26 protein-coding genes and 1 pseudogene are annotated in these 25,732 nt (G+C 69.9%); 10 read left to right on the top strand and 17 right to left on the bottom strand.

Features of this window, described 5'->3' with window-relative positions:
• Nucleotides 1-43: 43 nt before the first annotated feature.
• The 3 genes from ACQPZQ_RS21420 to ACQPZQ_RS21410 are packed head-to-tail and all read right to left on the bottom strand — an operon-like array spanning nt 44 to nt 2,939.
• Nucleotides 44-1,066: an amidohydrolase family protein gene (locus tag ACQPZQ_RS21420; protein ID WP_433297165.1), complete on the bottom strand. Its 1,023-nt coding sequence runs from the start codon at nt 1,064-1,066 to the stop codon at nt 44-46.
• The gene (locus ACQPZQ_RS21415) at nt 1,063-1,791 is read right to left on the bottom strand and encodes a 4-carboxy-4-hydroxy-2-oxoadipate aldolase/oxaloacetate decarboxylase (RefSeq protein ID WP_433298583.1); all 729 of its coding nucleotides are present in this window, start codon (nt 1,789-1,791) and stop codon (nt 1,063-1,065) included. Before ACQPZQ_RS21415 ends, ACQPZQ_RS21420 begins: the two co-directional genes overlap by 4 nt.
• A gap of 8 nt (nt 1,792-1,799) precedes the next feature.
• A complete protein-coding gene (locus ACQPZQ_RS21410; RefSeq protein WP_433298581.1) occupies nt 1,800-2,939 on the bottom strand; it encodes a zinc-dependent alcohol dehydrogenase in 1,140 nt (379 codons plus the stop codon).
• A gap of 97 nt (nt 2,940-3,036) precedes the next feature.
• Here ACQPZQ_RS21410 and ACQPZQ_RS21405 point away from each other — a divergent pair, with 97 nt between their 5' ends.
• Entirely contained in the window at nt 3,037-3,984 is a 948-nt protein-coding gene (locus ACQPZQ_RS21405) for a hypothetical protein (protein ID WP_433298579.1), read from the top strand.
• 12 nt (nt 3,985-3,996) lie between these two features.
• Here the strand turns inward: ACQPZQ_RS21405 and ACQPZQ_RS21400 are convergent, their stop codons facing one another.
• From ACQPZQ_RS21400 to ACQPZQ_RS21380, 5 genes are all read right to left on the bottom strand, one after another.
• A complete protein-coding gene (locus ACQPZQ_RS21400) occupies nt 3,997-4,878 on the bottom strand; it encodes an alpha/beta fold hydrolase (RefSeq protein ID WP_433298577.1) in 882 nt (293 codons plus the stop codon).
• A gap of 11 nt (nt 4,879-4,889) precedes the next feature.
• The gene (locus ACQPZQ_RS21395; RefSeq protein WP_433298575.1) at nt 4,890-5,714 is read right to left on the bottom strand and encodes a 3-methyl-2-oxobutanoate hydroxymethyltransferase; all 825 of its coding nucleotides are present in this window, start codon (nt 5,712-5,714) and stop codon (nt 4,890-4,892) included.
• Nucleotides 5,715-5,755: 41 nt separating this feature from the next.
• Nucleotides 5,756-6,280 (bottom strand): hypothetical protein, encoded by a 525-nt coding sequence (locus ACQPZQ_RS21390; RefSeq protein WP_433298573.1) that lies wholly within the window; start codon nt 6,278-6,280, stop codon nt 5,756-5,758.
• A gap of 29 nt (nt 6,281-6,309) precedes the next feature.
• A complete protein-coding gene (locus tag ACQPZQ_RS21385; protein ID WP_433298571.1) occupies nt 6,310-7,596 on the bottom strand; it encodes a Rieske 2Fe-2S domain-containing protein in 1,287 nt (428 codons plus the stop codon).
• 144 nt (nt 7,597-7,740) lie between these two features.
• The gene (locus tag ACQPZQ_RS21380) at nt 7,741-8,064 is read right to left on the bottom strand and encodes a 2Fe-2S iron-sulfur cluster-binding protein (RefSeq protein ID WP_433298569.1); all 324 of its coding nucleotides are present in this window, start codon (nt 8,062-8,064) and stop codon (nt 7,741-7,743) included.
• A gap of 78 nt (nt 8,065-8,142) precedes the next feature.
• Between ACQPZQ_RS21380 and ACQPZQ_RS21375 the strand changes: the two genes are divergently transcribed.
• From ACQPZQ_RS21375 to ACQPZQ_RS21335, 9 genes and pseudogenes are all read left to right on the top strand, one after another.
• A complete protein-coding gene (locus tag ACQPZQ_RS21375; RefSeq protein ID WP_433298567.1) occupies nt 8,143-8,943 on the top strand; it encodes a 2,3-bisphosphoglycerate-dependent phosphoglycerate mutase in 801 nt (266 codons plus the stop codon).
• Between the two features lie 131 nt (nt 8,944-9,074).
• On the top strand, nt 9,075-9,977 hold the full coding sequence (locus tag ACQPZQ_RS21370) for an ABC transporter ATP-binding protein (RefSeq protein ID WP_433298565.1): 903 nt from the start codon (nt 9,075-9,077) through the stop codon (nt 9,975-9,977).
• Complete coding sequence (locus ACQPZQ_RS21365) at nt 9,977-10,810, top strand: ABC transporter permease (RefSeq protein ID WP_433298563.1); 834 nt, start codon at nt 9,977-9,979, stop codon at nt 10,808-10,810. Before ACQPZQ_RS21370 ends, ACQPZQ_RS21365 begins: the two co-directional genes overlap by 1 nt.
• 50 nt (nt 10,811-10,860) lie before the next feature.
• Nucleotides 10,861-11,841 carry an ABC transporter substrate-binding protein gene (locus ACQPZQ_RS21360; protein WP_433298561.1) on the top strand — a complete coding sequence of 327 codons (981 nt, stop codon included), beginning with the start codon at nt 10,861-10,863 and terminating at the stop codon, nt 11,839-11,841.
• 52 nt (nt 11,842-11,893) lie between these two features.
• Nucleotides 11,894-12,937 (top strand): cupin domain-containing protein, encoded by a 1,044-nt coding sequence (locus ACQPZQ_RS21355; RefSeq protein ID WP_433298559.1) that lies wholly within the window; start codon nt 11,894-11,896, stop codon nt 12,935-12,937.
• Nucleotides 12,934-13,809 (top strand): ATP-binding protein, encoded by an 876-nt coding sequence (locus ACQPZQ_RS21350; RefSeq protein WP_433298557.1) that lies wholly within the window; start codon nt 12,934-12,936, stop codon nt 13,807-13,809. The genes ACQPZQ_RS21355 and ACQPZQ_RS21350 overlap by 4 nt, the downstream gene beginning before the upstream one ends.
• Before the next feature lie 30 nt (nt 13,810-13,839).
• Nucleotides 13,840-14,337: pseudogene (locus tag ACQPZQ_RS21345) on the top strand (NAD(P)-binding domain-containing protein); the annotation flags it as partial.
• 30 nt (nt 14,338-14,367) lie between these two features.
• On the top strand, nt 14,368-14,718 hold the full coding sequence (locus ACQPZQ_RS21340; RefSeq protein WP_433299301.1) for a hypothetical protein: 351 nt from the start codon (nt 14,368-14,370) through the stop codon (nt 14,716-14,718).
• A 98-nt stretch (nt 14,719-14,816) separates the two neighbouring features.
• Nucleotides 14,817-15,383, top strand: a complete 567-nt coding sequence (locus ACQPZQ_RS21335) for a flavoprotein (RefSeq protein ID WP_433298555.1) — start codon at nt 14,817-14,819, stop codon at nt 15,381-15,383.
• Between the two features lie 14 nt (nt 15,384-15,397).
• On the opposite strand, the gene ACQPZQ_RS21330 is transcribed toward ACQPZQ_RS21335, so the two are convergent.
• The 9 genes from ACQPZQ_RS21330 to ACQPZQ_RS21290 form a co-directional block, all read right to left on the bottom strand.
• Entirely contained in the window at nt 15,398-15,625 is a 228-nt protein-coding gene (locus ACQPZQ_RS21330) for a hypothetical protein (protein ID WP_241041000.1), read from the bottom strand.
• 769 nt (nt 15,626-16,394) lie between these two features.
• Complete coding sequence (locus tag ACQPZQ_RS21325; RefSeq protein ID WP_433298553.1) at nt 16,395-17,378, bottom strand: amidohydrolase family protein; 984 nt, start codon at nt 17,376-17,378, stop codon at nt 16,395-16,397.
• A gap of 16 nt (nt 17,379-17,394) precedes the next feature.
• On the bottom strand, nt 17,395-18,222 hold the full coding sequence (locus ACQPZQ_RS21320) for a PaaX family transcriptional regulator (RefSeq protein ID WP_433298551.1): 828 nt from the start codon (nt 18,220-18,222) through the stop codon (nt 17,395-17,397).
• Complete coding sequence (locus tag ACQPZQ_RS21315; RefSeq protein ID WP_433298550.1) at nt 18,222-19,535, bottom strand: MmgE/PrpD family protein; 1,314 nt, start codon at nt 19,533-19,535, stop codon at nt 18,222-18,224. The genes ACQPZQ_RS21320 and ACQPZQ_RS21315 overlap by 1 nt, the downstream gene beginning before the upstream one ends.
• On the bottom strand, nt 19,519-21,303 hold the full coding sequence (locus tag ACQPZQ_RS21310) for a hydantoinase B/oxoprolinase family protein (protein ID WP_433298548.1): 1,785 nt from the start codon (nt 21,301-21,303) through the stop codon (nt 19,519-19,521). Before ACQPZQ_RS21310 ends, ACQPZQ_RS21315 begins: the two co-directional genes overlap by 17 nt.
• Entirely contained in the window at nt 21,300-23,363 is a 2,064-nt protein-coding gene (locus ACQPZQ_RS21305) for a hydantoinase/oxoprolinase family protein (protein WP_433298546.1), read from the bottom strand. Before ACQPZQ_RS21305 ends, ACQPZQ_RS21310 begins: the two co-directional genes overlap by 4 nt.
• 15 nt (nt 23,364-23,378) lie before the next feature.
• On the bottom strand, nt 23,379-24,185 hold the full coding sequence (locus ACQPZQ_RS21300) for an ABC transporter permease (RefSeq protein ID WP_433298544.1): 807 nt from the start codon (nt 24,183-24,185) through the stop codon (nt 23,379-23,381).
• On the bottom strand, nt 24,185-24,946 hold the full coding sequence (locus ACQPZQ_RS21295) for an ABC transporter permease (RefSeq protein WP_433298542.1): 762 nt from the start codon (nt 24,944-24,946) through the stop codon (nt 24,185-24,187). Before ACQPZQ_RS21295 ends, ACQPZQ_RS21300 begins: the two co-directional genes overlap by 1 nt.
• Nucleotides 24,943-25,722 (bottom strand): ABC transporter ATP-binding protein, encoded by a 780-nt coding sequence (locus tag ACQPZQ_RS21290; RefSeq protein ID WP_241040992.1) that lies wholly within the window; start codon nt 25,720-25,722, stop codon nt 24,943-24,945. Before ACQPZQ_RS21290 ends, ACQPZQ_RS21295 begins: the two co-directional genes overlap by 4 nt.
• Nucleotides 25,723-25,732: the final 10 nt, after the last annotated feature.

The following is a 25,732-nucleotide window of genomic DNA, read 5'->3' as shown; positions in this document are numbered from 1 at the left end:
ACGCTCACATGTGGTGAGGCCCCAGCCCAGGCCTCCATACCGTCTAACGCCCCGCGGCGGTGAGTTGGGCGTCGAGTCGTGGGTAGACGCGGCGGGTGTTGAGTTCGAAGATCTTGCGTCGGTCGTCCTCGGTGAGGCCGAGTTGGTCGATGTAGCGTTTGGTGTCGTCCCAGTGGTGGCCGGTTTCGGGGTCGATGCCGCGGACGGCGCCGATCATTTCCGAGGCGAACAGGATGTTGTCGGTGTCGATGACCTCGTGGAGCAGGCGCACGCCGGGCAGGTGGTAGACGCAGGTGTCGAAGAAGACGTTCTTCATCACGTGTTCGTGCAGTGGGGGGCGGCCCAGTCGGTCGGCCAGTCCGCGGTAGCGGCCCCAGTGGTAGGGCACCGCGCCGCCGCCGTGGGGGATGACGAATCGCAGGGTGGGGAACCGGGTGAACAGGTCGCCTTCGATCAGCTGCATGAACACGGAGGTGTCGGCGTTGATGTAGTGCGCGCCCAACGCGTGGAAGGCCGGGTTGCACGAGGCGGAGACGTGGATCATCGCCGGGACGTCGAGCTCGACCAGTGCTTCGTAGATCGGGAACCAGTAGGGGTCGGTCATCGGCGGTGAGGTCCAGTGCCCGCCGGAGGGGTCGGGGCTGAGGTTGGCCCCGACGAACCCGAGCTGTTCCACGCACCGGTGCAGCTCGGTCACGGAGTCATCCAGGGATCCGCCGGGGGTCTGGGGCAGTTGGCAGACTCCGATGAAGTGCTGGGGGAACAGCCCGACGACCCGGTGGATGAGGTCGTTGTTGACCCGGGCCCATTGGCGGGCGACGTGGGGGTCGGGGACGTGGTGCTGCATGGCGGATGCGCGTGGGGAGAAGATCATCATGTCGCCGCCGCGTTCGCGCAGCAGCTTGAGTTGGTTGTTCTCGATGGCGTCGCGTACGGCGTCGTCGCTGGGGTCCGACAGCGCGGGCTCGGGTAGCGAGGGGTCGGCCAGGCGGGCCAGCTGGGCGCTGCGGAAGTCGGTGTGATCGGTGGGGACGGTGGTGAAGTGTCCGTGACAGTCGATGATCATCGGGCCGTCTCCTGTCCGGTGGGCGCTACGACCGCGCCGTTGCTGTCGGGATGATCGACATAGCGCAGGCCCTTACGTGCCAGCGGCTCGCGCATCCCCTGGACATCCAGGCTCAGCTCGCCGTTGCGATAGCGCTGGCGGGACTGGGCCTCCTTCTCCTCCCGCGCCACCGACGCCGCGACCACCACCTCCACCTCGCGGCGGGGCACGACGACCACACCGTCGTCGTCGGCCACCACCACATCACCGGGGTTCACCAACTGCCCGGCACACACCAGCGGGACGTTCACGCTGCCGAGGGTCTCCTTCACCGTGCCCATCGCCGAGATCGCGCTGGCCCACACCGGGAACCGCATCTGCGTCAGCTCCGCGATGTCCCGGCACCCGGCATCGATCACCAGACCCCGCACGCCCCGCGCCGCCACCGCCGTGGCCAGCAACTCGCCGAAATACCCCGCATCCGAACGCAACGTCGGCGCCACCACCAGGACATCACCCTCCTGGCACTGCTCCACCGCCACGTGCAACATCCAGTTGTCACCCGGCGGCACGCTCACCGTCACCGCCGTTCCCGCGACGTGAGCCCCCGGATAGATCGGCCGCAGCCGCGGCTCCAACAACCCCGTACGACCCTGCGCCTCATGAATCGTGGCAACACCGAACCGCGCCAGCGCTGTGACACTGGCCCCGTCGGTGCGCGGAGGGTTCCGGACGACGATCGACATCTGACTCCTCACCTGCTCGCTTCGTTGCGGATCTTCTTATCCGACCACGGAAGGAGTGAGACATGCACGACACCGTCGTCCACCTCACCCCCGACCGCCCGGATTGCCCGATCGACGTCGTCGAGCCCGAAGGTGTGGGTGGTCAGCCGCTCCAAGGGGAAGCGCCCCGACGCCAGCTGCTCCAGCGCCAGCTCACACGCCCGGTAGCTGTGCCCGCGGGCGCTCTTGATGGTGATCGCCTTCTCGGTCATCTTCTTCATCGGGAAGTCCGGGAAGGCCGCGAGCTCGCCCTGGATCACCATCGTGCCCTCCCGGCGCTTGAGCGCGTCCACGCCCAGGAGCACCGGCGCCACTCCGGCCCCGGCGGTGCAGTCCAGCACGACGTCGACGCCCTTGCCGTCGGTGATCTCCTTGATCCGCGTGAGGGGATCCTCCTGGCGGACGTCGATCGTGTGATCGGCCCCGAGATCGGTGGCGAGCTGCATGCGGACCGCGTCGCGGGTCGTGCCGGTCACGATGATCTGCGAGGCGCCTGCCTGCTTGCAGGCGACCACCTGCGAGAGCCCCTGCTGTCCCGGCCCCTGGATCAGCACGGTCGAGTTGTAGCCGACCCCGGCGGCGAACAGCGCCCACTCGATCCCGTTCGACAGCGGGGTGACGATGCCGGCGAGCTCGGCCGAGACCCCGTCGGGGACCTTGTGCAGCACCGCGTTCCACGGCAGGTACAGGTACTGGGAGAAGCCGCCCCAGAGGTGGAAGGGATTCTCCGCGGACGTGTAGCCGTACCGCCGGGCGTCGGGGTTGGTGCGCCAGTCGGTGTTCTCGCAGTGCCGGTACTCGCCCCGGTGGCACCACTCGCAGTGGAAGCAGCCGACGTAGTGCTCGACGAACACGCGGTCGCCGTCGACCACGCCGTGGCGCCGGGTGAAGTCGCGGCCCGCGTAGGCGATCGTCCCGACGTTCTCGTGCCCCATGATCACCGGGTCGGGAAACGGGGGCTTGGCGTACATCTTGACGTCGGTCCCGCAGATGCCCGCCACCTCGACCTTCAGCAGGGCGCTGTCGTCGGGGACATCCGGCATCGGGAAACTGCGCATCTCGGTCCTGCCGGGAGCCATCCGCACGGCGGCCAGGACGTCCTCAGCCATCACGATCCTCACTCCCGGGCGGTCACGCCGCCACTAGTTCGGTCTTATGGTCTGCTGTCTTACCATAATGTGACCAAGCGAGCACGAGAGGAAGCCGATGCCGGCACTGCAGCTGAGAACCGTCACGCGCACCCAGGGCAACAACGCGGCGCTCAAGGACGGCACGGTCGCGCCCCGCGGGCTGGTCTTCGACTTCGAGGAGGTGCCGGTCCTCGTCTCCGCATTCCGCCGCATGGTCCGCTCGCTCGAGTTCGACGTCTCCGAGATGGCGTTCACGACCTACCTGGTGGCGAAGGCGCACGGCGTGCGGTTCACGGCGCTGCCCGTCTTCCTCGTCCGGGCCTTCCACCACGGCGCCATCCGCTTCAACACCGCGGTCGGCATCCGGACGCCCACGGACCTCGAGGGACGGCAGGTCGGCGTCAACCGCGGCTACACGGTGACCACCGGCGTGTGGGCACGCGGCGTGCTGGCCGACGAGCACGGCGTCGACCTGGACAGGGTGACCTGGGTGCTCTCCGGCGACGAACACGTCGCCGAGTACCGCCCACCGGCCAACGTCGTGCCGATGCCCGCAGGTGGCGACCTCGCCGCCATGCTGGGTGCCGGCGAGATCGCCGCGGGAATCGGGGTGGACGGCGACCTCGCGGACGTCGCCCCACTGATCCCCGACGCGCGGCAGGCCGGACTGGCCGCGCTGCGCCGCAACGGGTACTACCCGATCAACCACCTCGTGGTGGTCAAGGACGAACTCCTCGAGCAGCACCCGCACCTGGCACGGGACGTCTTCACGGCGTTCGCGGAGTCCAAGAATCTCTACGTCGACCGTCTGCGGACGGGTGCGATCACCGACCCGAGCCCCGTCGACCGCCTGCACGAGCAGGTGATGGCGGTGACGGGAGCCGACCCGCTCCCCTACGGCATCGCCCCGAACCGGAGCAACATCGAGAAGCTGCTCGACCTCGCCGTGGCGCAGAAGATCCTCGACCGGCGTCCCGCTGTCGAGTCCCTCTTCGCCGCGGGGACCCACGACCTGACCGCCTGAGCCGCGGGCCACTCAGACCCCGAGCGACCCCACGGTGTCGAGGAGCCGCACGGCGTCGAGGAACCGGAGCACGCGGGCAGGCGCCGTCTCCTCCGTCTGGTCGGCCACGGGTACGTCCCAGTACTCGGAGCCGGCCAGGCACTCGTGCAGGTACCGCGCCGCCGACGTGGCGTGCGACCTGTCCTGTCCCGGCACCACCAGCGTGGGCACGTCGAGCTGCATCAGGTCCTCGGGCTCCGGGCCCGGCACGGTGTCGCGGTCGAACATCGTTCGCACCAGTCCACTCAGGATGAACTGGTAGCGAGCCTGGTCGAACGTGGCGTAGCCGGCCGCGAACTCGGGATCCGTGCGGATGACGGTGGCCCATGGCCCGACGCAGGGGTCGTCGCTGAAGCTCGCCGTCGAGCTTTTCGCGCGGTCGACGACCTGCTCCAGCCCGTGCTCCGCGACGAACGCCGCATGCTGCTGGAACCGCGAGTGCTGCGTGAGGCGGTATTGGGCGCCACCTGCCGGCGAGTACAGCACCATGCTTGCCGCCGTGCCGGGGTGGGTCACGGCGAAGCGGGCGGCGATGGAGCACCCCACGCATCCGCCCATCAGGTGTGCCCGCGCGATGCCCAGGTGGTCGAGCAGCCCCTTGCCCTGCCGCACGTAGTGGCCCCAGGTGACCCGCTCGATCCGCCCGCCCGACGATCCCGACTCCCGGCGGTCGAACGTGATGCACGTGTACCGCTCGGTGAGGTGCGCGAGCATGTTGGTGCGCCGGTAGATGCCGTGGGAGGCCCAGTTGCCGAGAGTGGCGTTGAAGCCGCCCGGGGAGAACATCAGCAGCGGCGGCCCGGTGCCGCTCACCTCGTAGTGCGTGGTGATGCCGTCGATCGTGGTGCTGGGCACGAACCTTCCTCTCAGGTGACGGGGATGCCGCCTCTGATCTGCTGCCCCGCCCGGACGTCCGCCGCGTACTCGGCGATCGCGTCGTGGGCGATCCGGGCCACGTTGGCGTAGGTGTCGGGCGGATCGTCCACGCCCGAGGCACCGTAGCCGATCGCCGCGGTGGCCAGCCGGATGCGTCCGTCGAGCCACGGGCCACCGCCGTGCCCGCCGAGCACCGGTATCGAGACGGCCCGGACGACCTCGGGGCCGACGACCGCGCCGGAGTTGGTGAAGTTCAGCAGCGCGGCCCCCGCCGCCTCCAGGCTCTTCGCCTGGGCCACCATCTCGTCCGTCATCTCGACCGGCACCTCACTGCCCTTGCCGGGGGTGGCGCTGTAGGTGATTCCGAAGCGCAGCGCCGTCTGCGGGGTGATCCCGAACTGGGCGAACACCGGGATCCCGGCTCGGTTGACCGCGGCGACCGCGTCGAGGTGATCGGCTGCGCCGTCCAGCTTGACGAGGTCGACACCGCCTTCCTTCACGAGCCGGATCGCCGCGCGCACGGCGCTGTCCGGGCCCTCCTGCAGCGGCCCGAACGGGAAGTCGCAGGACACCAGCGCGCGCTTCACCCCGCGCCGGACGGCCTGGCAGACCACCAACAGCTGGTCCATCGTGATCTCGAGCGGGTTGGGCTGGCCCCACAGGTTGATCCCGACGGTGTCGCCGACCGAGACGATGTCGACGCCGACGCGGTCGACGATGCGGGCCATCTGGTAGTCCCACGCGACCACGCAGACGATCTTGCGCCGCTCGCGCTTCATCGCCTGCAGCCCGGGCAGGGTCACCTTCTCGTCCATCGTGCCTCCGTCGTCCGGGGGTCGGGCAGGGGAAGAGTCGCTCACGCCCTGAGCGCGGTCAGCACCTCGTGCACGTCCTGCTCGTCGGCGGTCACGAGCAGGACCTGGGCGTACGGCCGGAGGGCGACGACGACGTCGCCGACCTCGTGGCGGTCACCGAGCACCAGGCCGGCGGTCATGATGCCGCGCCGGGCGCAGGCACGCCCGATCGCCGAGGCGGCGGCCGCCGCGCCGCCGTCCGCGGTGGCGAGCATGACCGCGACGTCCGCGGCCATGAGCTCGTCGGCGAGCCGCGTGTCCGTGCCGTTCGTGCGGTGCAGGGGCATATCGTCCGGGTCGTGGCCGACACCGTTCCGGACCGATCCGGCGCCGGCCACGAGGGTGAAGAACCGGGCGCCGTTCCACTGCTGCAGGGCGAGACGCCGGACGATGGTCGCGGCGTCGTCGTCCAGGGCCACCACCCGTGCGCCCCGGCGGCCCTCGATCGGCACGTCGATCCGGAACCGCGCCTCGGCGGCGGTGGTCGCCTTGGCGCAGCTGCTCAGCAGCACGGGTCGCATCGTCATATCACTGTCTTCCCAGGACGTCGGGTCGCTCAGACGGTGGCGTGCGGCTTGCCGGGAGCGGCCGTGAGCGCGTCGCGGCTCGACTCGATGAAGGACTCGTCCCGCGGCAGGACGACGGCGGCCGAACGCACGCGGTGGTGCTGCGGGTCGACACCGGGGGGCACGACACCCTCCTCACGCAGAGCGAGCGCGGCCTTCCGCAGCTTCTGCCGGGCCTTGATGATGCCGGCGTCGGCGGAGACGAGCCGCTCCTTGGACCTGTTGACGATCGGCCCCATGCTCTCCTGCAGGGAGGAGTCCTGAATGGCGATGCCCTTGATGCCCGAGAAGTACTCGCCCCGGCGCTGCGCGTCGCGGTCCATCAGGTAGTCGTTGTCCTTGTTGGCCGTCGGGCGGTAGGTGCCGGGGATGTTCTCGCTGTGCACGCCGTGGCCCGCCTTCATGTTCTCGACCTCGGTGGTCGTGAGCGCGCGGGTGGGGTGGTAGTCGAACGAGTAGGCCCAGCAGTTCTCGTCGTCGATCGGGATCCACCAGTGCCCGTGGACGGGGTGGTCGGCACGCGGCGCGATCATCGTGAAGCTGGGCATGACCCACGGGGTGATGCGCCAGTAGTAGCTGTCTGCCTCGGCGTTGCGGCGCGCTCCCACGAACAGTCCGCCGTCGGCTTCGGCGACCTCGAAGAACGGCTTGAAGTCCGCGAGGTTGTACTCGTTGCCCTTGGAGCCCTTGAACAGCGGGTCGTTCTTCAGACCCCCTGCGTGCAGCCAGGACACGTGGCTGGAGTCGATGCCGCCCTCGAAGGCCTGCAGCCAGTTGCACTCCTGCCAGCGCTTCGAGATGTAGGTCTGCTCCGGTGCCACCTGGGCGAACTCGAACTCCGGCAACGGAGGCCGCTTGTCCGGGTCACCCATGTGCGTCCAGAGCACGTCACCGATCTTCACGAGCGGGTAGGACGTGAGCTTGACGTGCGCGCAGAAGTTGCCGTTCTCCGACTCGGACGGCACCTCGATGGCCTGGCCGGTCACGTCGAACTTCCACCCGTGGTAGGCGCACCGCAGTCCGCCCTCCTCGTTGCGGCCGAACCACAGCGATACACCGCGGTGGGCGCAGAACTCGTCGATCAGCCCGTAGCGGCCCTCGCTGTCGCGGAAAGCGATCATGCGCTCCGAGAGGAGCTTCACCCGGACCTGCGGACAGTCGTTCTCGGGAAGCTCCTCGGCCAGGAGAGCCGGTATCCAATACTGACGGAAGAGGTCGCCCATCGGAGTTCCCGGCCCCGTCTGCGTCAGAAGCTCGTTGATCTCCTGCTTGAGCACCGTTGGCCTTCCTTTCGCCTGCTGCATCGCGGGGTGGTCCGTGTCGTCCGGCGTGCGCCGGGCGGGTCACTCTCGAATCTCGAAAACAATAAGACCATTAGACCCTTCTCGTCCACCTGTGGGAACACCGTGCTCACGGTCGGGTCACGGCTGGTCCGGCGGGATCTCGACGGCGAGGCCGTCCAGCTCCTCGGTCATCACGATCTGACAGGACAGCCGGCTGCCCGCTCGCCGTTCCGTCACCGCGAGGTCGAGGAGGTCCTCCTCGACGTCACCCGGCTCCCCCACCCGCTCGACGAACTCCTCGCGGACCCAGACGTGACATGTCGCGCAACTGGCGTTGCCGCCGCACTCCGCCACGATGCCGGTCACGCCGTTCTGGGTCGCCGCCGTCATCACGGAGTCGCCCACCCTGGCGTCGACACCGGTCTCGGTGCCGTCGGCGGAGATGAAGACAACTTTGGGCACGGCGCCCCCCTCATCAGATCGGGCCGACGCTGCGGCATTGGTCTAACATCATACCTCAGACCGGCGAGGGGAGCATAGATGCGCGCGATACGGCCGCGACCCGGCGGCGCACACACGCTGCTCCTGTTGCGCCACGGGCAGAGCGCGGCGAACTCGGAGGACAGCTTCAGCGGCTGGCTGGACGTACCTCTCAGCGATCGCGGCCGGCGGGAAGCGGCGCGCGCCGGCGAGCTGATGACGGAGCAGGCCCTCCTCCCCGACGTCGTACACACCTCGGTGCTGACACGGGCGATCCACACCGCGGACATCGCACTCTCGACGATCGGACACCCACGGCTGCCGACGAGGCGCAGCTGGCGCCTGAACGAGCGGCACTACGGCGCCCTGCAGGGCCGCAGCCGCACGGCGGTGCGCGCCGAGTTCGGGGACGAGAGCTACGCGCTCTGGCGCCGCTCGTACGAGCACGCGCCACCGCCGCTGCCCGAGGACGACCCGTCGAGTGCCCGGCACGACCGCCGCTACGCCGGCGTGCCGGCTCGCGAGCTGCCCCGAACCGAGGCGCTCTCCGACGTGTACCGCAGGGTCGTGCCCTACTGGCAGGACGCGATCGCCGCCGATCTGCACGCCGGTCGCGTCGTCCTCGTCGTGGCACACGGCAACTCCCTGCGGGCGCTGTGCATGCACCTCGACGCCCTCACCCCGCGCGAGGTGGAGACGCTGAACATCCCCACCGGAGTGCCGTTGCACTACGAGTTGGACCACGAGTACCGGCCGCACGTGCGAGGCGGCACCTATCTCGATCCCGCCTCGGCGGCGGCGGGCATCGCCGAGGTGCTGGCCCAGGGCACTCGCAGGCCGCCCGAACGCGACTCCGCCTGAGTGCGGCGACGGATCACCCGGGCACAGCGAGTCGTGTCCCCGCAGGTCCCGCCGGTTCCGGCTGCGAGCACCTGCACCTGCCATGAGCGAAGTATTGCATCGGTATGACGTCAGTCCGTAGCCTCCGATTCATGTCCCGCAGACGTGGCCTGGCGGTACCGCAGTTGGTAGGGGTGTCCTCCGGACCACGGCGGGCGGGAGCCGGCCCGTCGCGTCCGGCCCACCTGACGGCGTCGAACGTCCGTATCGAGTACCGCGCTCCGGGCACGGCCGACTCGGACATCACGCTCGCGGTCGACAACGCGAGCCTCGAGCTGTCGCGCAGCGACTTCGTCTGCATCGTCGGGCCGTCCGGCTGCGGTAAGACCACGTTCCTCAACGCCATCGCCGGCTTCATCCCGATCAACGGCGGCACGCTGCAGCTGGACGGCGCCGACATCCCCGGTCCGGGGCCGGACCGCGCGATGGTGTTCCAGCAGGCCAGCCTGTTGCCCTGGCGCAGCGTTCTCGACAACGTCACCTACGGCCTGGAGCTCGGGAGGAGGATGAAGCGCTCGCAGGCACGGGACCGGGCACGCGGCCTGCTCGACCTCGTCGGGCTGTCGGGCTTCGCCGACCGGTACCCGGCGCAGCTCTCCGGCGGTATGCAGCAGCGGGTCAACCTGGCGCGGGCCCTGGCCGTCGAGCCGGAACTGCTCCTGCTCGATGAGCCGTTCGCCTCGATCGACGCGCAGACCCGCGAGGTCATGCAAGCGGAACTGCTGCGCGTCTGCACCGCACAAGACGTCACGGCGCTGTTCGTCACGCACGACATCGCCGAGGCGGCCTTCCTCGCCGACCGCGTCTGCGTCTTCAGCCCCCGGCCCGGCCACATCGTCCGCGAGGTGGCGGTCCCGTTCGAGCGGCCCCGCCACCAGCGGCTCCGCCGGTCACCGGAGTTCCTCGCGCTCGTCGACGAGATCGCCGACGTGCTGTACGGCGGTGGCGCCGAGGACGAGCCGGAAGCCGCCGCGTCCGAAGGAGACGTCCACTGATGGCCCCACCGATCGCCACAGCCGCCTCCACCAGGCCGCCGCGCGTACCCACCGCCCGCAAGCGCGCCCCGTCACGGCGACCGAGCCCGCAGCTCCTGTACGGGACCGCCGCCGTCGTGGTGGTGCTCGGCCTCTGGCAGCTCGTCGCCGCGCTGCGGGTCAAACCGGCGATCGTGCTCCCGGGGCCGCTCGACGTCGTGGGGGCCTTCGAGCAGCTGTTCAGCAGCGCCACGATCTGGGACGACCTGCTGACCAGCGGCAAGGAGCTGCTCTACGGCCTGGTGATCGCGACCGTCATCGGACTGCCGCTCGGGCTCCTGATCGGCTGGTACCGCAGGCTTTCCTACGTCGCGAACCCGCTCGTCACGTTCCTGTACGCGACCCCGCGCATCGCGCTGACGCCGCTGCTGATCATCTGGCTGGGCATCGGCGACACGTCCAAGATCGCGATCGTCTTCCTGATGGCGGTCTTCCCCATCCTGATCAACTCGGCCAGCGGCGTGCAGAACCTCGATCCCGCGGTGCTGCGGGTGGCCCGGTGCTTCGGCGCGGGAGACCTGCAGATCTTCCGGACCATCGCGCTTCCCGGTTCCGTGCCGTTCATCATCAGCGGGCTGCGGCTCGCGGTCGGGCAGGCCCTGATCGGCGTCTTCGTCGCCGAGCTCAGCGGGGCCATGCACGGCGTCGGCATGTTGATGAACAACGCGGGCCAGCAGTTCCAGACGTCCGTCGTGTTCGCCGGGCTGTTCATCTTCGCCATCACCGGTGTGGTGCTGACCGGCCTTCTACGCCGCGTCGAGCAGCACTTCGCCGCATGGCGCCCCGATCGCTGACGACAACCACTACAGGCAATCCACCGCTCCCACCACCAAGGAGATCGACGATGACGTCGCACGCCCGGCGAAGGAACTTCGTCGGCGCCCTCCTCGCCGGCACCGTGGCCCTGTCGATGACGGCCTGTGGCGGTTCGGGGTCCTCGGACGCCGACGCCAACACGATGACGGTGAGCTACAGCCAGGTCGTCGCCGACCAGCTCCCGCTCTGGATCGCGGACGAGTCGGGCCTGTTCACGGCCCAGGGCCTCAAGGTCACGCTCACGAACCTCAGCGGTTCGGACGGCTTCCCCGCCCTGGTCTCGGGCCAGACCCAGCTCGCGTCGATCGGCGGGTCCGAGATGGTCTCCGGGGCCGCGTCGGGCGGCGAGGTGAACTACCTCGCGACCCTCACCCCGGTCTTCCCCTACGAGCTCTTCGCCAAGGTCGCCGACCCGCAGCAGCTGAAGGGCAAGCGCATCGGCGTGACGTCCACCAGCGGGTCGCTGTACGTCGCCACGCTCGAGGCGCTGAAGCAGATCGGGCTCTCGCCCTCCGACGTGCAGCTGACGCCCCTGGGCTCCGTCACGAACGTCAACAACGCGCTGGTCGCCGGCACGATCGACGCGGCGCTGTCACACCCGCCGGCGACGACCCAGATCGAGGCCGCGGGTTACCACTCGCTGGTCGACCTGGCCAAGGACAAGATCCCCGCCTCCAACGTGGGCATCGCGGCCACGACCGACTACGTGAACGGCCACGGCGACCAGATCCGGCGGTTCCTCGCGGCCGTGCAGCAGGCCATCACGCGGGAGAAGTCCGACGAGGCCTACTCGACGAGCGTGCTGTCGAAGCATCTCAACGTGACGGACCCGGCGGCGCTGCACGAGACCTGGCAGTACTACGCACAGGAGGCCCTCCCCGACGTCCCGACCCCCACCGTGGCGCAGCTGCAGACGTCGGTGACCGAGCTGGCGCCGTCCGTGCCCGCCGTCAAGAGCCTCGACGTCGCGAAGATCGTGAACACATCGTTCGTCACCCCCGCGGGATGACTCCGAGAAAGGTTCGAACACAGTGACTTCTGCTTCGCGTACCACCACTGAGGTGACGCATTACCACATTCAGAAGAAGCGTCGAGCCGCCTTCGTCGAGGAGTGGCGCAACTACCAGAAGACCGTGATCGCACTCGCTGACGTCGACATGGCGGAGACCGCTCGCGGCACCCGCGTCGGCGTGTACGTCAGCGAGGACGGTGACCGGCCGACCCGCACGATGGACGCGTTGGCGCACGAGATCGACCCGGGCGTCACCTCGACGATCCACCGCCACTCGTGGGACGCGATGGTCCTCGTCGTGGCCGGGCGGGGCTGGACGGAGATCGACGGGCAACGGATCGACTGGGGCCCGGGTGACTCGCTGCACCTGCCCGCATGGTCCTGGCACCGCTCCGGGAACGACGGCGCGGAGACCGCCCGGTACCTGAGCTTCTCGAGCGAGCCGATGCTCGCCACGATGGGCATGTCGGTGCTGGAGGACCAGGGGCACACGCCGTTCGCGAACCTTCCCGGCCGCCCGGCCTTCTCCTCCGAGATCGACGGTGCCGACCCCTATTCACGGCGGATGCGGCGGCTCGCCCGCGAACAGCGCAAGCGGCGCAGCGGACGGCTCCACACGAACTGGGACGAGCTGGAGCTGCTCCCGACACCGCGCGGCACCCGCACGACGTTCCTGCTGGACCGGGCGATCGGCTACGAGGCGTCCGGGATCACGATGGCCATGTTCGAGATCGGACCGGGCCGCGGCCAGTCCATGCACCGCCACCCCGGCGAGGCCTGGCTCTACGTGCTCGAGGGCGAGGGCCACAGCTACATGGGAGAGGAGCCGGAGGGCGGGAAGAACCACCCCTGGCGCAAGGGCGACCTCATCGTCGTCGACCACTTCCTGTGGCATCAGCACTTCAACGACTCCCCCGACGGCACCGCCAAGGTCGTCCGGATCCACATGTTCGACAGCCTGCTCGAGACCATGCGCGTGCTGATGGACCCGAAGGTGCTGTTCGAGGAACCGCCGGACCACATCCGGGACGCCCAAGCCGGCAACCCCCACGACATCGACTGGCCCGCCGTCGAACGGCCGACCTGGCCGTGACCACCGCGCATCTCCCCCCGGGTCTCCTGTCGATTCACGTCCTGCCTGCCGACCATCACGACGGGCCGTGGGACCACATCCTCGTTCCGCCCGGCACCAAGGAACGGCTGCTGAACCAGACGCTGCTGCGGCTGCGCCACGGCCGGGCACTCGCCACGTTGCCGGGGCTCCCGCACGGCCTGATCGTCCTGGCCGGTCCCCCGGGTACGGGGAAGACCACGCTGGCCAGAGGCCTGGCGCAGTCGGCGGCCCGCGCACTGGCCCCGCACGGGTCCACGACCTACGTGGAGATCGATCCCCACGCCTTTCCGAGCGAGATGCTCGGCGAGAGCCAGCGCAACATCACGCGGCTGATGACGGACACGCTGCCCGAACTCGCCGCGCGCCGACCGCACACGGTGGTGCTGATCGACGAGGTCGAGAGCTTCGCGGTACGCCGGTCGACGGCATCGTTCGGCAGCAACCCCGTGGACGTGCACCGCGCGACGGACGCCGTGCTGGCCGGGATCGACTTCCTCGCCGAATCCCACCCGCGCATCGCCTTCGTCGCGACGACCAACTTCCCCGAGGCCGTGGACGAGGCCTTCCTCTCGCGATCCGACCTGGTGCTCACCCTCGGCCTGCCGGACGAGGCGACCATCGCGGCCATCCTGCAGCGTTCGCTGGCGGAGCTGGCCGGCATCTGGCCAGGCACCCGCCCGCTCGCGGAGGACACCGTGCTGCACCGCAAGCTCGCCGCCCACAGCGCCGGGTGGGACGGGCGCCGGGTGCGCAAGATCGTGCTCACGGCGCTGGCGCAGCGACCCGAGGTCGCACTCGACCCGAACCTGCTGGAACCCGCCGACCTGCTCGCCGCCGTCGAGGCGGCCTGACGGGTCGGCCCGTGCCGAGAGTGGAGGAACACCATGGCCCGCGGTGACAGCGAGGCAGCGCAGAACACGGTCGGTGTGATCGGACTCGGGGCGATGGGCCTGCCGATCGCGGGCCACCTCATCCGGTCCGGGCTCGCCGTGACCGTCCACGACACGGATGCGACGCGCAGCGAAGCGGCGGCCGAGCGCGGCTGCGACGTGGCGGCCGACGCGGCCGGGGTCGGCGCGACGAGTGCGGTGACGCTCGTCCTCGTACCGACCGACCACGACGTACGTGCCGTCTGTCTCGACGTGCTCGACCGGGCACCGGGCTCGACACTCGTCATCTGCAGCTCGGTGCACCCCGCGACGATCCGCGAGATCGCGGCGGCGTCGGCGGAGCGACCCGGACACGGTGGAGTGCTCGACGCCGCCTTGACCGGCGGGGTGCGGGCGGCGGAGGACGGACGGGTCAACCTGCTCGTCGGCGGGGAGAGCGCCGACCTCGCGCGGGTGCGGCCCGCTCTCGACCCGTGGTGCGCGTCGGTTCACCACCTCGGTGGGCTCGGAGCGGGTCAGATCGCCAAGAGCGCCAACAACCTCGTGCACTGGGCCCAGATCTGCGCGATCGAGGAAGCCCTCGACCTCGCGCGCAGCCACGGTCTGTCCGTTCCGGCGGTCCGAGCGGCGCTGTTCGACGCGCCCACCGACAGCCGGACGCTGCGCGAGCTCGAACGGATGCGGCTCACCTGGTGGGCGAAGGATCTCGACTCCGTCGAGCGGCTCGGCCACGAGATCGGCCGTCCGATGCCGGTGGCGGACATGTGCCGGGCGCGGATGCCCTCGATCACGGTCGGCAGCCTCGCCGAGCTCCTGGTGTGGGAACCGACCGACGACCCGACCCCGGAAATCCGCGATTCCACGCCATAGCAGACGAATTCGCGCAGTTCCGTGACGAACTCGTGTGGGTCGACCGCAGCTATGCTTGCCGGAGCGGAATCCGGCAATGAGGTGGGGTCGAAACGTTGATGAGATGTGTGGAGATCGTCGCCTGCGGTTCGCCCCCCGCACGAGGAATCAGCGAACTCGTGTCGCTGGCCAAGGCCGACCGGTGGGACCCATTCGTCACATTGTCACCGAGCGCCACGAAATGGGCCTCCATTGCCCATCTGGAACGGCAGACCGGTTATCCGGTGAGAACCGAGTTCCGCACCCCGGACGAGGAGTTGCCCGTTCCCGCGAGCGATGCCGTCGTCGCCTGCCCGGTCACGGTCAACACCGTCAACAAGTGGGCCGCGGGGATCTGCGACACCCTTGCTCTGGCGACGCTCGTCGAGGCGATCGGCCGGGGTGTACCGATCGTTGCCGTGCCGTTCAGCAACCCCGCGCATCTCGCGCATCCGGCGTTCCGCAGGAACCTCCGCGAGCTCAGCGACTGGGGGGTACGGGTGGTCATGCTCGACTCGCCGTACATGGACAGCAGCGTCTGGGACAGCGGCCGCTCGCCCGACCAGACGCAGAGCCCGTGGGAGATCGCCATCGCCGAACTGCGGCGAGCGGCCGGCGATGGCGTCCCCCCGAAGGCGCCCCTCTGACGCCCACGCAACGCCTAGGACGCGATCGCGTCCTGGAGGACGAGCGCCTCCGCGAGCTCGCCCCGCTCGGCCGAGCGCGCGTCAGCGACGGGCAGCAACTCGAAGCTCACGATCGTCTGGTTGGACAGGGACATGTACTCGGCGCGAACAGCCTCGTAGAGGTGGCCTTCCTTGTTCGGCCCGACCCACTTGCCGACGACACCTTCGGTCCGGTTGCCGAGGTAGATCAACTGCATCTTCATCAGTCCTTGATCAGTTTCCCGAGGATGGGGACGGTAATGGAGCAGGCATCAGCGCCACACCGATGCCTTGGAGCACAGCGGTAAAGCCCCGGGGAGCCCGGCTTCCCTGCCAGGTCGGCAGCACCGCCGATGCGCGTGAGCGCCTCGCCCTCCGTCAGGCCCGCGTCGGCCTCGGTCAGGACTTGAGCTTCGACCACTTGGATCTGATCCGGCCGGACGGCCGGAGATCTTGACGAGCACGGCGCCCGTGCCGTCCTCCCGGAAGTCTAGGCCGCCGACCGACGCCTTTTGCACCGATCTCGACGATCCAGCCGGTGTTGTCTGTCACCTGAACCTTGACGCGGCCCCGCACGTTTACTAGGCAACCCGTCGATTCTTCGGCGCATCGTCCTCGGCGGTGCAGAAATCCAGCACAAGGTCATTCACGGTGCTCGACGGAATCGAACGACAGCCGATGCGTCGCCGTGAGAAGGCGACGTGTGCCGACGGGACCTCGATCAGGCTGTAGCCCTACCCGCGGACCCATGTGAGTCCTGGACCTGCGACGTCGTGCGCTCGAGCGGCATGTGCCGCGAGCAGGTGCAGGTCGACAAGGGCAGGTCGGGCGCGAACAGCTCTCCGGACGCGCCGCCGACGTCGACGAATCCGCGACTTCTCGCCGAAGTGACAGCCGGCGGCGATTCCGCAGTTGGTCACGCGCTCACCGAAACCACTCGCGGGAGGCGGCCGTGGATTCGGCCGCCTCCCGCGGGATGCGATCAGGAGGCGATCAGGTCAGATTGAGAACGGCCTCGACGTTCGTGGATCGGATCCGGGCGTGCTGCTCGTCGCTCAGCCCCGCCTCCTCGAGGACGCCGACTGCCGCTTTCGGGCTCCAGCACGGGTGGTCGGTGCCGTAGATCACCTTGTCCGGCCCGTAGAACTCCAGTGCCGTGCGCACCGTCAGTGCCTGCGGCGTGACGGTGTCGACGAAGATCCGCTTCAGGTAGTCGCTCGGCGCCAGCGGCAGGGACTCCTGCCGGGCGTTCTTGTCGATGCGGCCTGCCTGGTACGGCAGGAACCCACCGCCGTGCGTCTGGATGATCTTCAGGTCCGGGTACCTCTCCATGACGCCCGCGAAGATCAGCCGCAGGACGGTCACGCTGGAGTCGAACAGCCGGCCGACCGTGCGCTGGAGGGCGTCCCCGTAGTCGGCCAGCATCTCGCCGAAAACCAGGTCTGTCGGGTGGATGATCAACGGCACGCCGAGCTCGGCCACCCGCGCGTAGAACGGCTCGAGCCGGGCGACGTCGATCGGGTTGCCCGCGGTCACCGGCGGGAGGTTCACCGCGCGCAGGTCCAGCTCCCGCACCGCGTGGTCGAGCACGGACAGAGCCAGCTCGGTGTCCTGCAACGGCACGGCCGCCGTGCCGAAGAACCGGTCGCGGTGGGTGCGTTGCGCCTTGGCGATCTCCTCGTTGTAGGCGTAGGCCGTGTCGATCGCGTCCTTCGCGGGCAGCTGGTCGAGCAGCCCGCTCAGCACTCCCGTCGTGCAGACGACAACCGTCTCCGGGCCCGTCGCCGCCTCCGATGCGGCGAGCCCGGCGTCGAGGTCGAACCAGATCGCGGGCAGCGGCAGGAAACCGCGGCCCTCGTTGTAGTAGTACCGGTAGCCGTCCCCGACGCGTTCGGTGCGCGGGTGCTCCGCACGCGCGGCCATGTGCTCGAAGTGGGACCGGGGGAACCAGTGGAAGTGCGAGTCGACGGTGCGCAACGAGAGCTCCCTTTCCTCAGACGTCTCCTCGGTGGGCCGCGAGGATCTCCGTGAACAGTTCGGCGGCGGCGGGTTCGTACCGGGCGTGCAGCGTGCGGAACAGCTCCTGGCACCGGCCCGCCGGCCAGTCGGAAGGCACGTGCTCGGCAGGCAACCTGGGCGTCTCCCTGAGCAGCTGGCGCCACGTGCTGATCAGGAGCAGTTCCCGGCCGAGCTCGTCGGTGGCGGCCGGGGCCGGGGCCGGCACGTCCCACTCCCGCAGGAACTGCTCGTAGAGCTGCACGAGCTCGTCGAGCGCCCAGACGCGGGAGACCATCTCGTGCACGTCGGCGAACTTCGGGTAGCCGGTGAAGGCGTCGATGTGCTGGTCGATGCCCATCTCCGCGAGCCCCTTGCGCAGCTCGGTCAGGTCCTGGTCACCGGGCGCGATCCATACGCCGTCCCGCAGCAGGCCGAACCCCTCCCATGCGAGCCGGCGCCGCAGCAGGTGCCGCTCCTTGCGCTGGGCCTCCGGGATCGTGAAGCTCAGGATCGTCCAGGCGCCGGCGGGACCAGGAGTGCCGCCCTGCTCGTGGAAGGTGTGCGCCTCCTGGTTGCGGACCACGGTCAGTCCCACCTCGGTGGCGCGGAAGAACGCGAGCCGTCCCCGGCGCAACCGCTCCAGCAGGCCCCGCTCGGTCATCCGGGACAGGGTGAGCCGGCTCGCCTGCTCGGCCAGCCCGATCCGCGCCAGCACCTCGATGTAGCCCTGGGTCGAGATGGCCGGGTTGTCCGGGAGGCAGTAGCGCCCGAGCATGGTCATCAGGACCGCCTGCGGTGTCGGCGCGCGGACCTCTCCCGCCATCAGACCTCCTGAAACGCGTGCGAGCGGTGCAGCAACGGCAGCACCACGTCCAGGAGCGCCGTCCGCGGCGCCACGCCTTCTGCGCCGAGCAGGATGCCCACCAGGTCTCCCGCCGGCCCGTCACCGAGCGAGGGACCGGCCAGGGTGACGAACTTGGCCACCAGCTCGGACGTGCTCAGTTCATGGCCGGGGTCGCCCCGGGCGTCGCGGCGCTCGACGCGGACCGTACCGGAGGGGGTGCTCACCTCCAGCCGCGCGCCCCAGCTGGCCGGATACGCCGCGGAGAGATCATCAGCCGGGACCACCGTGACGCGCTCGGCCAGGCCGACGATCTCCGCGTCCGCCAGCAGTTCCGGTCCGAACTCCCACGGTGAGCAACGCCCTCGCAGCACCGAGACGGCCAGCATGAACTGCCCGCTGGCCAGAGCGTTGAGGGACGAACGGAACGGCGGGGGCCGGTCCACGGGACGGACCAGCTGCGCGGGGAGTGCACATCGGATGCCGAGCACCCCGCCGGCGACGTCCACGGTGGATACCGCGTCGATCGCCGCCTGCATGTGCTTGGCGCCGGCGTGGACCTTCATGCTCGTCTCCGGCAGCAGGAAACCGCTGCGCAGCGCACTCTGCCTGCGCATCGGCGACCTGATGTCGTCCAGGACGTCCACCGGGCCACGCCACCCCGCCCCCACCGCCAGGACGGCACCGACAGCGCGGTCGGCAGCCATGCCGCTGAGCAGGTAGCGCCCGTCGGCGGCGGCCGTGCTCCCTGCGACCACCCCGCCGGCCTGCTGCGCCGCCAGCCCGATGGCAGCGGCGGTGTGTTCCGGAGGGTGACCGAGCAGGAGGGAGACGGCGGCGGCACCACCGAGCGGCGCGACGAGCGCCGTCGGCCACCAGCCCTCGGCGATCAGCTGGTCGCCGCCGATGGCGAGTGCCGCGGCGAGCGCGACCTCGTAGCCCGCCGCGTAGGCACGCAGGAACTCCTCCCACGCCACGTCGGGCCGCAGCTCCAGGGCGGCCAGCGCGGCGGGCAGCACCACACAGCCCGGGACCAGCACCGCGCCGCGGTGGATCCCCGCCACCTCCCATGCGTTGGCATAGATCCCGGTGATGAAGGCGGTGCGGCGGGGCCCGGGCCGCAGACCCACGCCGTCGGCAAGCCGCCGGGCCGGCTCGTGCAACGTGGTGTGGCCGGCGAGCACCGCCCCCACCGTGTCGGCCAGGTGCGCCCTGGTGGCCTCACGGACCCGCTGGGGAAGCGGGTCGCAGGCCATCGCGTGCGCACGCTCGGCCAGCTCAGTGACGAGCGACATCGGCCGCCTTGCGCAACGCCTCTGTGGCGGCCACATCGACCTCGCCGGCCTCCGAGACGACCACGCCGTACTGCTCCCGTGCCGCGTCGCGCGAGACGAACCCGTCCAGGACGTCCTCGAGCACCTCGGCGACCGGACGGTCGAACGGGATGCCCCAGCCACCGCCGCCCGCTGTGCGGAAGCTGATCGACGAGCCGGGCTCCAGCCGCAGCCCCGTGTGCTTCTTGACGTGCACGGGCTCGGCACCGGGCTGGACGACGACCGTGTCGTTCACCGCGCCGGGCTGCCCACCGTGCAGACCCCACGGCGGGCAGGTGGTGCGCTCGTTGGCGATGTTGGTGAACACCACCTGCTGCGGCAGCGCCTCGATCTCCAGCCCGAGGCCACCCCGGTGCTGCCCCGCACCGCCGCTGTCGGACCGCAGCTCCTGCTTGGTGAACACCAGCGGGTAGCGCGACTCCTGGATCTCGATCGGGATGTTGCGGACATCGCCCTGGCACACCGAGACGCAGGCACTCGGGCCGTCGCCGACGGGTCGCCCGCCCCAGCCGCCGCCGTTGATGTTCAGGCAGACGAACCGCGAGCCGCTCCGCTCGTCGACGCCGTAGAAGGTGAACCCCGACATGTCGCCCTTGTGCCCGGCGGGCACCTGATCCGGCAGGGCAGGGGCGAGCGCCTTGATGATCGTGTCCACAACGGTCGGCAGCGAGATGCTCCACTGGCCGAGCGCGGCCGGCGGCTTCGCGTTGAGCAGCTTGCCCTCGGGCAGGATGACGTGGAGGTTGCGGAACGACCCCTCGTCCACGGGGTGCGTCGGCAGGGTCAGGGCCTTGAACGCCACGCGGGCGGCCGCGACGCCGCCCGACTTCCCGGAGTTCAGTGGGCCCTGCACCTGCTCGGCGATTCCGGAGAAGTCGATGGTGAGCTCCTCGCCCGCCACCACCACCCGGATGTCGAGGGTGATCGGCTGGTCCAGCTTCTGCCCGTCGTTGTCCATCCACGACGAGGCGAAGTACTCGCCGTCGGCCATCCGTGAGACCGCGTCACGCGAGAGGCGTTCGGACTGGTTGCGCATCTCCTCGATGCAGGCCATGACGGTGTCGAGACCGTAGCGCTGCGCGAGCTCGGCGATGCGCCGCTCACCCAGGCGGCAGGCTGCGATCGCCGCGCGCAGGTCACCCAGCGAGGACTCCGGCATCCGGATGTTGTCCTTGAGGATCTGCATGACGTCGTCGTCCCACCGGCCCGCCTTGAGCACCTTGATCGAGCGAAGCTGCAGGCCCTCGGCGTAGATGTCGGTGGTGGCGGTGGAGCCGAAGCCGATGCGGGAGCCGCCGATGTCCACCCAGTGCGCCCGCACGGCGGGGAACGCCACGACCTTGCCGTCGACGAAGATCGGCGTGTAGACCACCACGTTGTTGAGGTGCTGGCCGGCGACGTACGGGTAGTTCATCACGATCGCGTCGCCGGGCTCGAACCCGTCGAGCCCGTAGCGCGCGATGCCGTCGGCGACCGAGACACCGAGGTCGGCCAGGAAGATCGGCAGCCCGCCGAGGTTCTGCGCGATGAGCTCGCCCGCCGTGTCCACGAGGCCGACGCAGTAGTCCTGGACCTCGAAGATCATCGGGTTGTACGCCGTGCGACGCAGGGCAGAGGCCATCTCGTCGGAGTACGCGACCAGCGCGCATCGAACGACCTCGAGGGTGATCGGGTCGGGTGCGGTCGCGGTGGGCGGGGTGGTAGTGGGCACGGTGGTGGGCGCGGTCATGCCGGGCTCCCTACTGCGATGACGAGTGACTGGTCGGGAGCGACGGTGAGCACGTCGCCTTCGTAGAAGACCACCGACGAGGTGGCCTCCTGCACCACTGCGGGGCCGGTGATCCGGTGACCCGGGCCGAGGGCCTCGCGGTCGTAGACCGGGCAGAGCACCGGGTCCGGACCGCCACCGTGGAGCACGACCGGCCGAGTGTCGACCGGAACAGCAGGCCCGGCTGCAGGCGCCGCAGCGGGCATCTCGCCTGCGCTGCCCCCCAGCGGCAGGGAGATCACCGTACGCACGCCGATCGCCTCGACGGCCTCCTCCGGGGCCTGGTGGCCGTAGAGCCGGTCGTGCATCGCGTCGAAGTCCGCGCGGACGGCCGCGTACGTCGCCGTGGACAGCCCGTCTTCCGGAACCGGCACCGCGATCGTGAACTCCTGGCCCCGGTAGCGCAGCTCCAGGAAGTGGTGCACGGCCGGGGTCTCGGCCGGCTCGCCGACGTCGGCCCGGAGCCGGGCGGCCGCCTCGGCGGCGAGCGACTTGAGCGTCACCGCGTAGTGCTCGATCGTGGCCGGCTCGAAGGCCGCCAGCTGCGTCCTGGTCAGGTCGTGGCGCACCTGCGAGGACAGCATGCCCTTCGCGGAGAACTGGCCCGGCAGCACGGGCACGACCACCGTGCCGATGCTGAGCTCCCGGGCGATCGAGACGGCGTGCAGCGGGCCCGCTCCTCCGGTGGCCACGAGCGCGAACTCGCGAGGGTCCTCGCCCTTCTCCACCGACACGGCCCGCACGGCGAGCGACATCTGCGCGTCCGCGATCGTGACGATGCCCCGGGCCGCGGCGACGACGTCCAGCCCGAGCGGCTCGGCGACGTGCTCGCGGATCGCCGCCTCGGCCGCCGCGCGGTCCAGCTGCATCTCACCGCCGAGGAACCGGCTCGCGCCGAGGCGTCCCAGGATCAGGTTGGCGTCGGTGACCGTCGGGCGGTCACCGCCCAGTCCGTAACAGGCGGGGCCGGGCGACGCGCCGGCGCTGCGGGGACCGACCTTCAGCGCGCCCGCCGCATCGACCCACGCGATGCTCCCGCCGCCGGAGCCCACCTCGACGATGTTCACCACGGGCAGCGACATCGGATGCCCGGTGGCGTAGCCGCCGATGTAGTAGCCGGGGCTGATGTCGACCTCGCCGTCCTTGACGAGGCTGGTCTTCGCGGTGGTCCCGCCCATGTCGAAGGGGATAAGCCGCGGCCTGCCCAGCGCATCTGCGAGCGCGGCCGCACCGATCACGCCTGCGACCGGGCCGGACTCCATCATCCGCACCGGGCTGCGCCGGGCGGTCTCGACGGACATGATCCCGCCGTTGGACTGCATGATGAGCAACCGCCCACGGAAGCCCCGCTGGGCGAGCCGGTCGGTGAGCGAGTCGAGGTAGCGCGAGACGACCGGACCGACGTACGCGTTGAGCACCGTGGTCGAGGTGCGTTCGTACTCGCGGTACTCGCGCATGATCTCGTGCGAGAGCGTCACGTACGCCTCGGGCCACAGCTCGGCGAACAGGCGGCCGAGCGCGAGCTCGTGCTCCGGGTTGGCGTAGGAGTGCAGCAGGCACACCGCCACCGACTCGACTCCGGTGCCCCGCAGCTCCTCGATCAGCGCGGTGGCCGCTGCGATGTCCAGCGGGGTGCGCACGCTGCCGTCGGCGAGCACGCGCTCGCGGACCTCGCGGCGCAGCCTCCGCCGGACCAGCGGCGTCGGCTTCCCGAAGAACAGGTTGTACGGGTCCGAGCGGTTACCGCGTCCGATCTCGTAGACGTCCCGGAACCCCTCGGTGGTGATCAGGGCGGTGTTGGCGCCGACCCGCTGCAGCACCGTGTTGATCGCGATGGTGGAGCCGTGCAGGAACAGCTCGGTGTCCGGCAGGTGCGCGCCGAGCTTGTCGAGCCCGTCCAGCACACCGACGGCGTGGTCGTGCGGAGTGGTCAGCGTCTTCGCCGTGCTGAAGACGCCGTCCCCGTCCACCCCCGTCAGGTCGGTGAACGTCCCGCCGATATCGGCGGCGATCTGCTTCATCGTCTTTCTCCTGGGTCAGTCGAGGTCGGCACGCCACGAGTCGGCGAGGCCTTCCAGCCGCCGGGCGAGCAGGTTGAGGGCAACACCGGCGACGACCACGACGAGAACGGAAGCGAGGACGTCGGTGGTGCCGAGATGGCCGGCGAAGGAGCTGATGTTGTAGCCGATCCCACCGTCGCCTGCGAAGAACTCGCCGACGACCACGCCCACGAGCGCACGTCCGACGCCGAGTCGCAGGCCGGCCATGATCGTCGGGATCGACGCCGGGAGGATCACCTTGCGCAGCAGGGCGGTCTCCCCTGCGCCGAACGACCTGGCTGCCTGCACGAGCTTCGGGTCGACGTTGCGCACGCCCTGCATCGAGTTGACGATCACGGGCACCACGGACATGAGGAACGTGATGGCGATGACGGTCGGGCTGCCGAGCCCGAGCAGCAGCACGAGCAGGGGGAACAGGGCGATGATGGGGGCCGAGTACAGCAGCCAGACGTACGGCTCGATCGCGTACTCGACATAGCGGTAGCGGCCCATGACGAGGCCGAGCACCACACCGACAACGGCGGCGACGACGAACCCGACCAGCAGTTCGACCGCGCTGGTGCCGATGCTCTTCAGGAGCAGTCCCGAAGTGGCCTGCTCGACGAGCGACTCCCCGATCAGCTGCGGCGACGAGGTGAGGAACGAGTTCACGAGCCCGAGGGACACCACAAGCTGCCAGACGACGGCGACTGCGACGAGGAAGCCGCCGCCGAGCAGCACCGGCACGAACCGGTCGCCGCGTCCGGTCGCCTGTCTGGTCGCCGCTTCGGCCGAGGCTGCCATCACGCCGCCTTCCAGGAGGAGACCCTGCGCTCGGTGGCCCGTAGCACCGTGGTGACCGCGTAGCCGAACACGGCGACGAGCAGCGTGAGGAACAGCAGCGGCGCGATGATGAAGCTCTGTCCGTAGGTGGAGATCTGCAGACCGAGGCCCTGCGTACCGCCGTAGAGCTCGGCGACGATCACCGCGATGACACCGCGTCCTGCGCCCAGGCGCAGGCCGGCCACGATGGTGGGGAGCGCGCTGGGGAAAAGCACCTTGACGAACACGTCGAGGTCGCCGGCACAGAACGACCGCGCCGCCCGGACCAGCCGCGGATCGGTCTCGCGGATGCCCGCCATCGAGTTGACGACGATGGTGATCACCGCCTCGACGAACACCATGGCGATCTTGGACACCGGCCCGATGCCGAGCGCGAGCACGATCAGCGGCAACAGGGCGAGCGACGGGGTGACGTAGAGCGCCACGAGCGCCGGTTCCAGCGTCTGGCGCAGCCGCAGCCGCCAGCCCATCAGCATGCCCAGTGGCACCCCGACCACGACGGCCAGCACGAACCCGACGATGAACTCGATGAGGGTGATCTGCGCGTTGCTCCACAGCTCACCGGAGCCGGCCATGTCCACACCGGCCTCGACGATCGCCAGCGGCGTGCTCGTGTAGCTCGTGTCGATCACCGCGAGCATGCCGGCCGCCTGCCAGACGGCCAGGACCACGACGACACTGCCCGTGATCCACCTGGCCTGCACCGGAATCCGTGCGATCACAGCGCCACCGGGGCCTGCACGGCTCCGCCAAAGAGCAGGCTCGCCAGATGCGTGCGGTACTGGCCGAACGCCGCGCTCGCCCGCACCGCGGAGTCGCGGGGCCGTGGCAGGTCGATCTCCATCACCTCGGTGACCCGGCTCGGGCTGCCGCCCATGACCAGCACGCGGTCCGCGAGGAAGATCGCCTCGTCGATCCCGTGCGTCACGAACAGCACCGTCTTGCGGTCGAGATCCCAGATCCGCAGCAACTCGCCTGCCATCAGCTCGCGGGTCTGCGCGTCGAGTGCGCCGAAGGGCTCGTCCATCAGCAGCACGGCGGGATCCATCGCCAGTGCGCGTGCGATCCCGACCCGCTGCCGCATTCCGCCGGACAGCTGGTGCGGGTGGCTTTCCTCGCGCCCGCCGAGCCCGACCAGTTGAACGAACTCCCGCGCGGTGCGCAGCCGTTCCGCCTTGCCGACGCCGGTGAGCTCGAGCCCGAATGCGACGTTGTCCAGAACCGTGCGCCACGGCATCAGCGAGGCGTCCTGAAAAACCATCGCCCGGTCCGGGCCGGGCTTGGTGACCTCGGTGCCCTGAATGCTGATCCGCCCGCCCGAGATCGGGATCAGACCGTCGGCGGCCATCAGCACACTCGACTTGCCGCACCCGCTCGGGCCGACGATCGTGACGAACTCGCCCTCGGCGATGTCGGCGTCGAAGCCGTCGACCGCGACGAACGAACCAGCCTTGCCCGGGTACGAGATCTGCAGTTTCTCGAAGGTGATGTGTCCCATTGCGACCCCC

It is taken from the genome of Pseudonocardia sp. CA-142604, assembly GCF_050948475.1.
GTDB lineage: Bacteria > Actinomycetota > Actinomycetes > Mycobacteriales > Pseudonocardiaceae > Pseudonocardia > Pseudonocardia alaniniphila.
The sequence above is the reverse complement of the archived record's forward strand: the minus strand, read 5'-3'. Positions and strand labels throughout refer to the sequence as shown.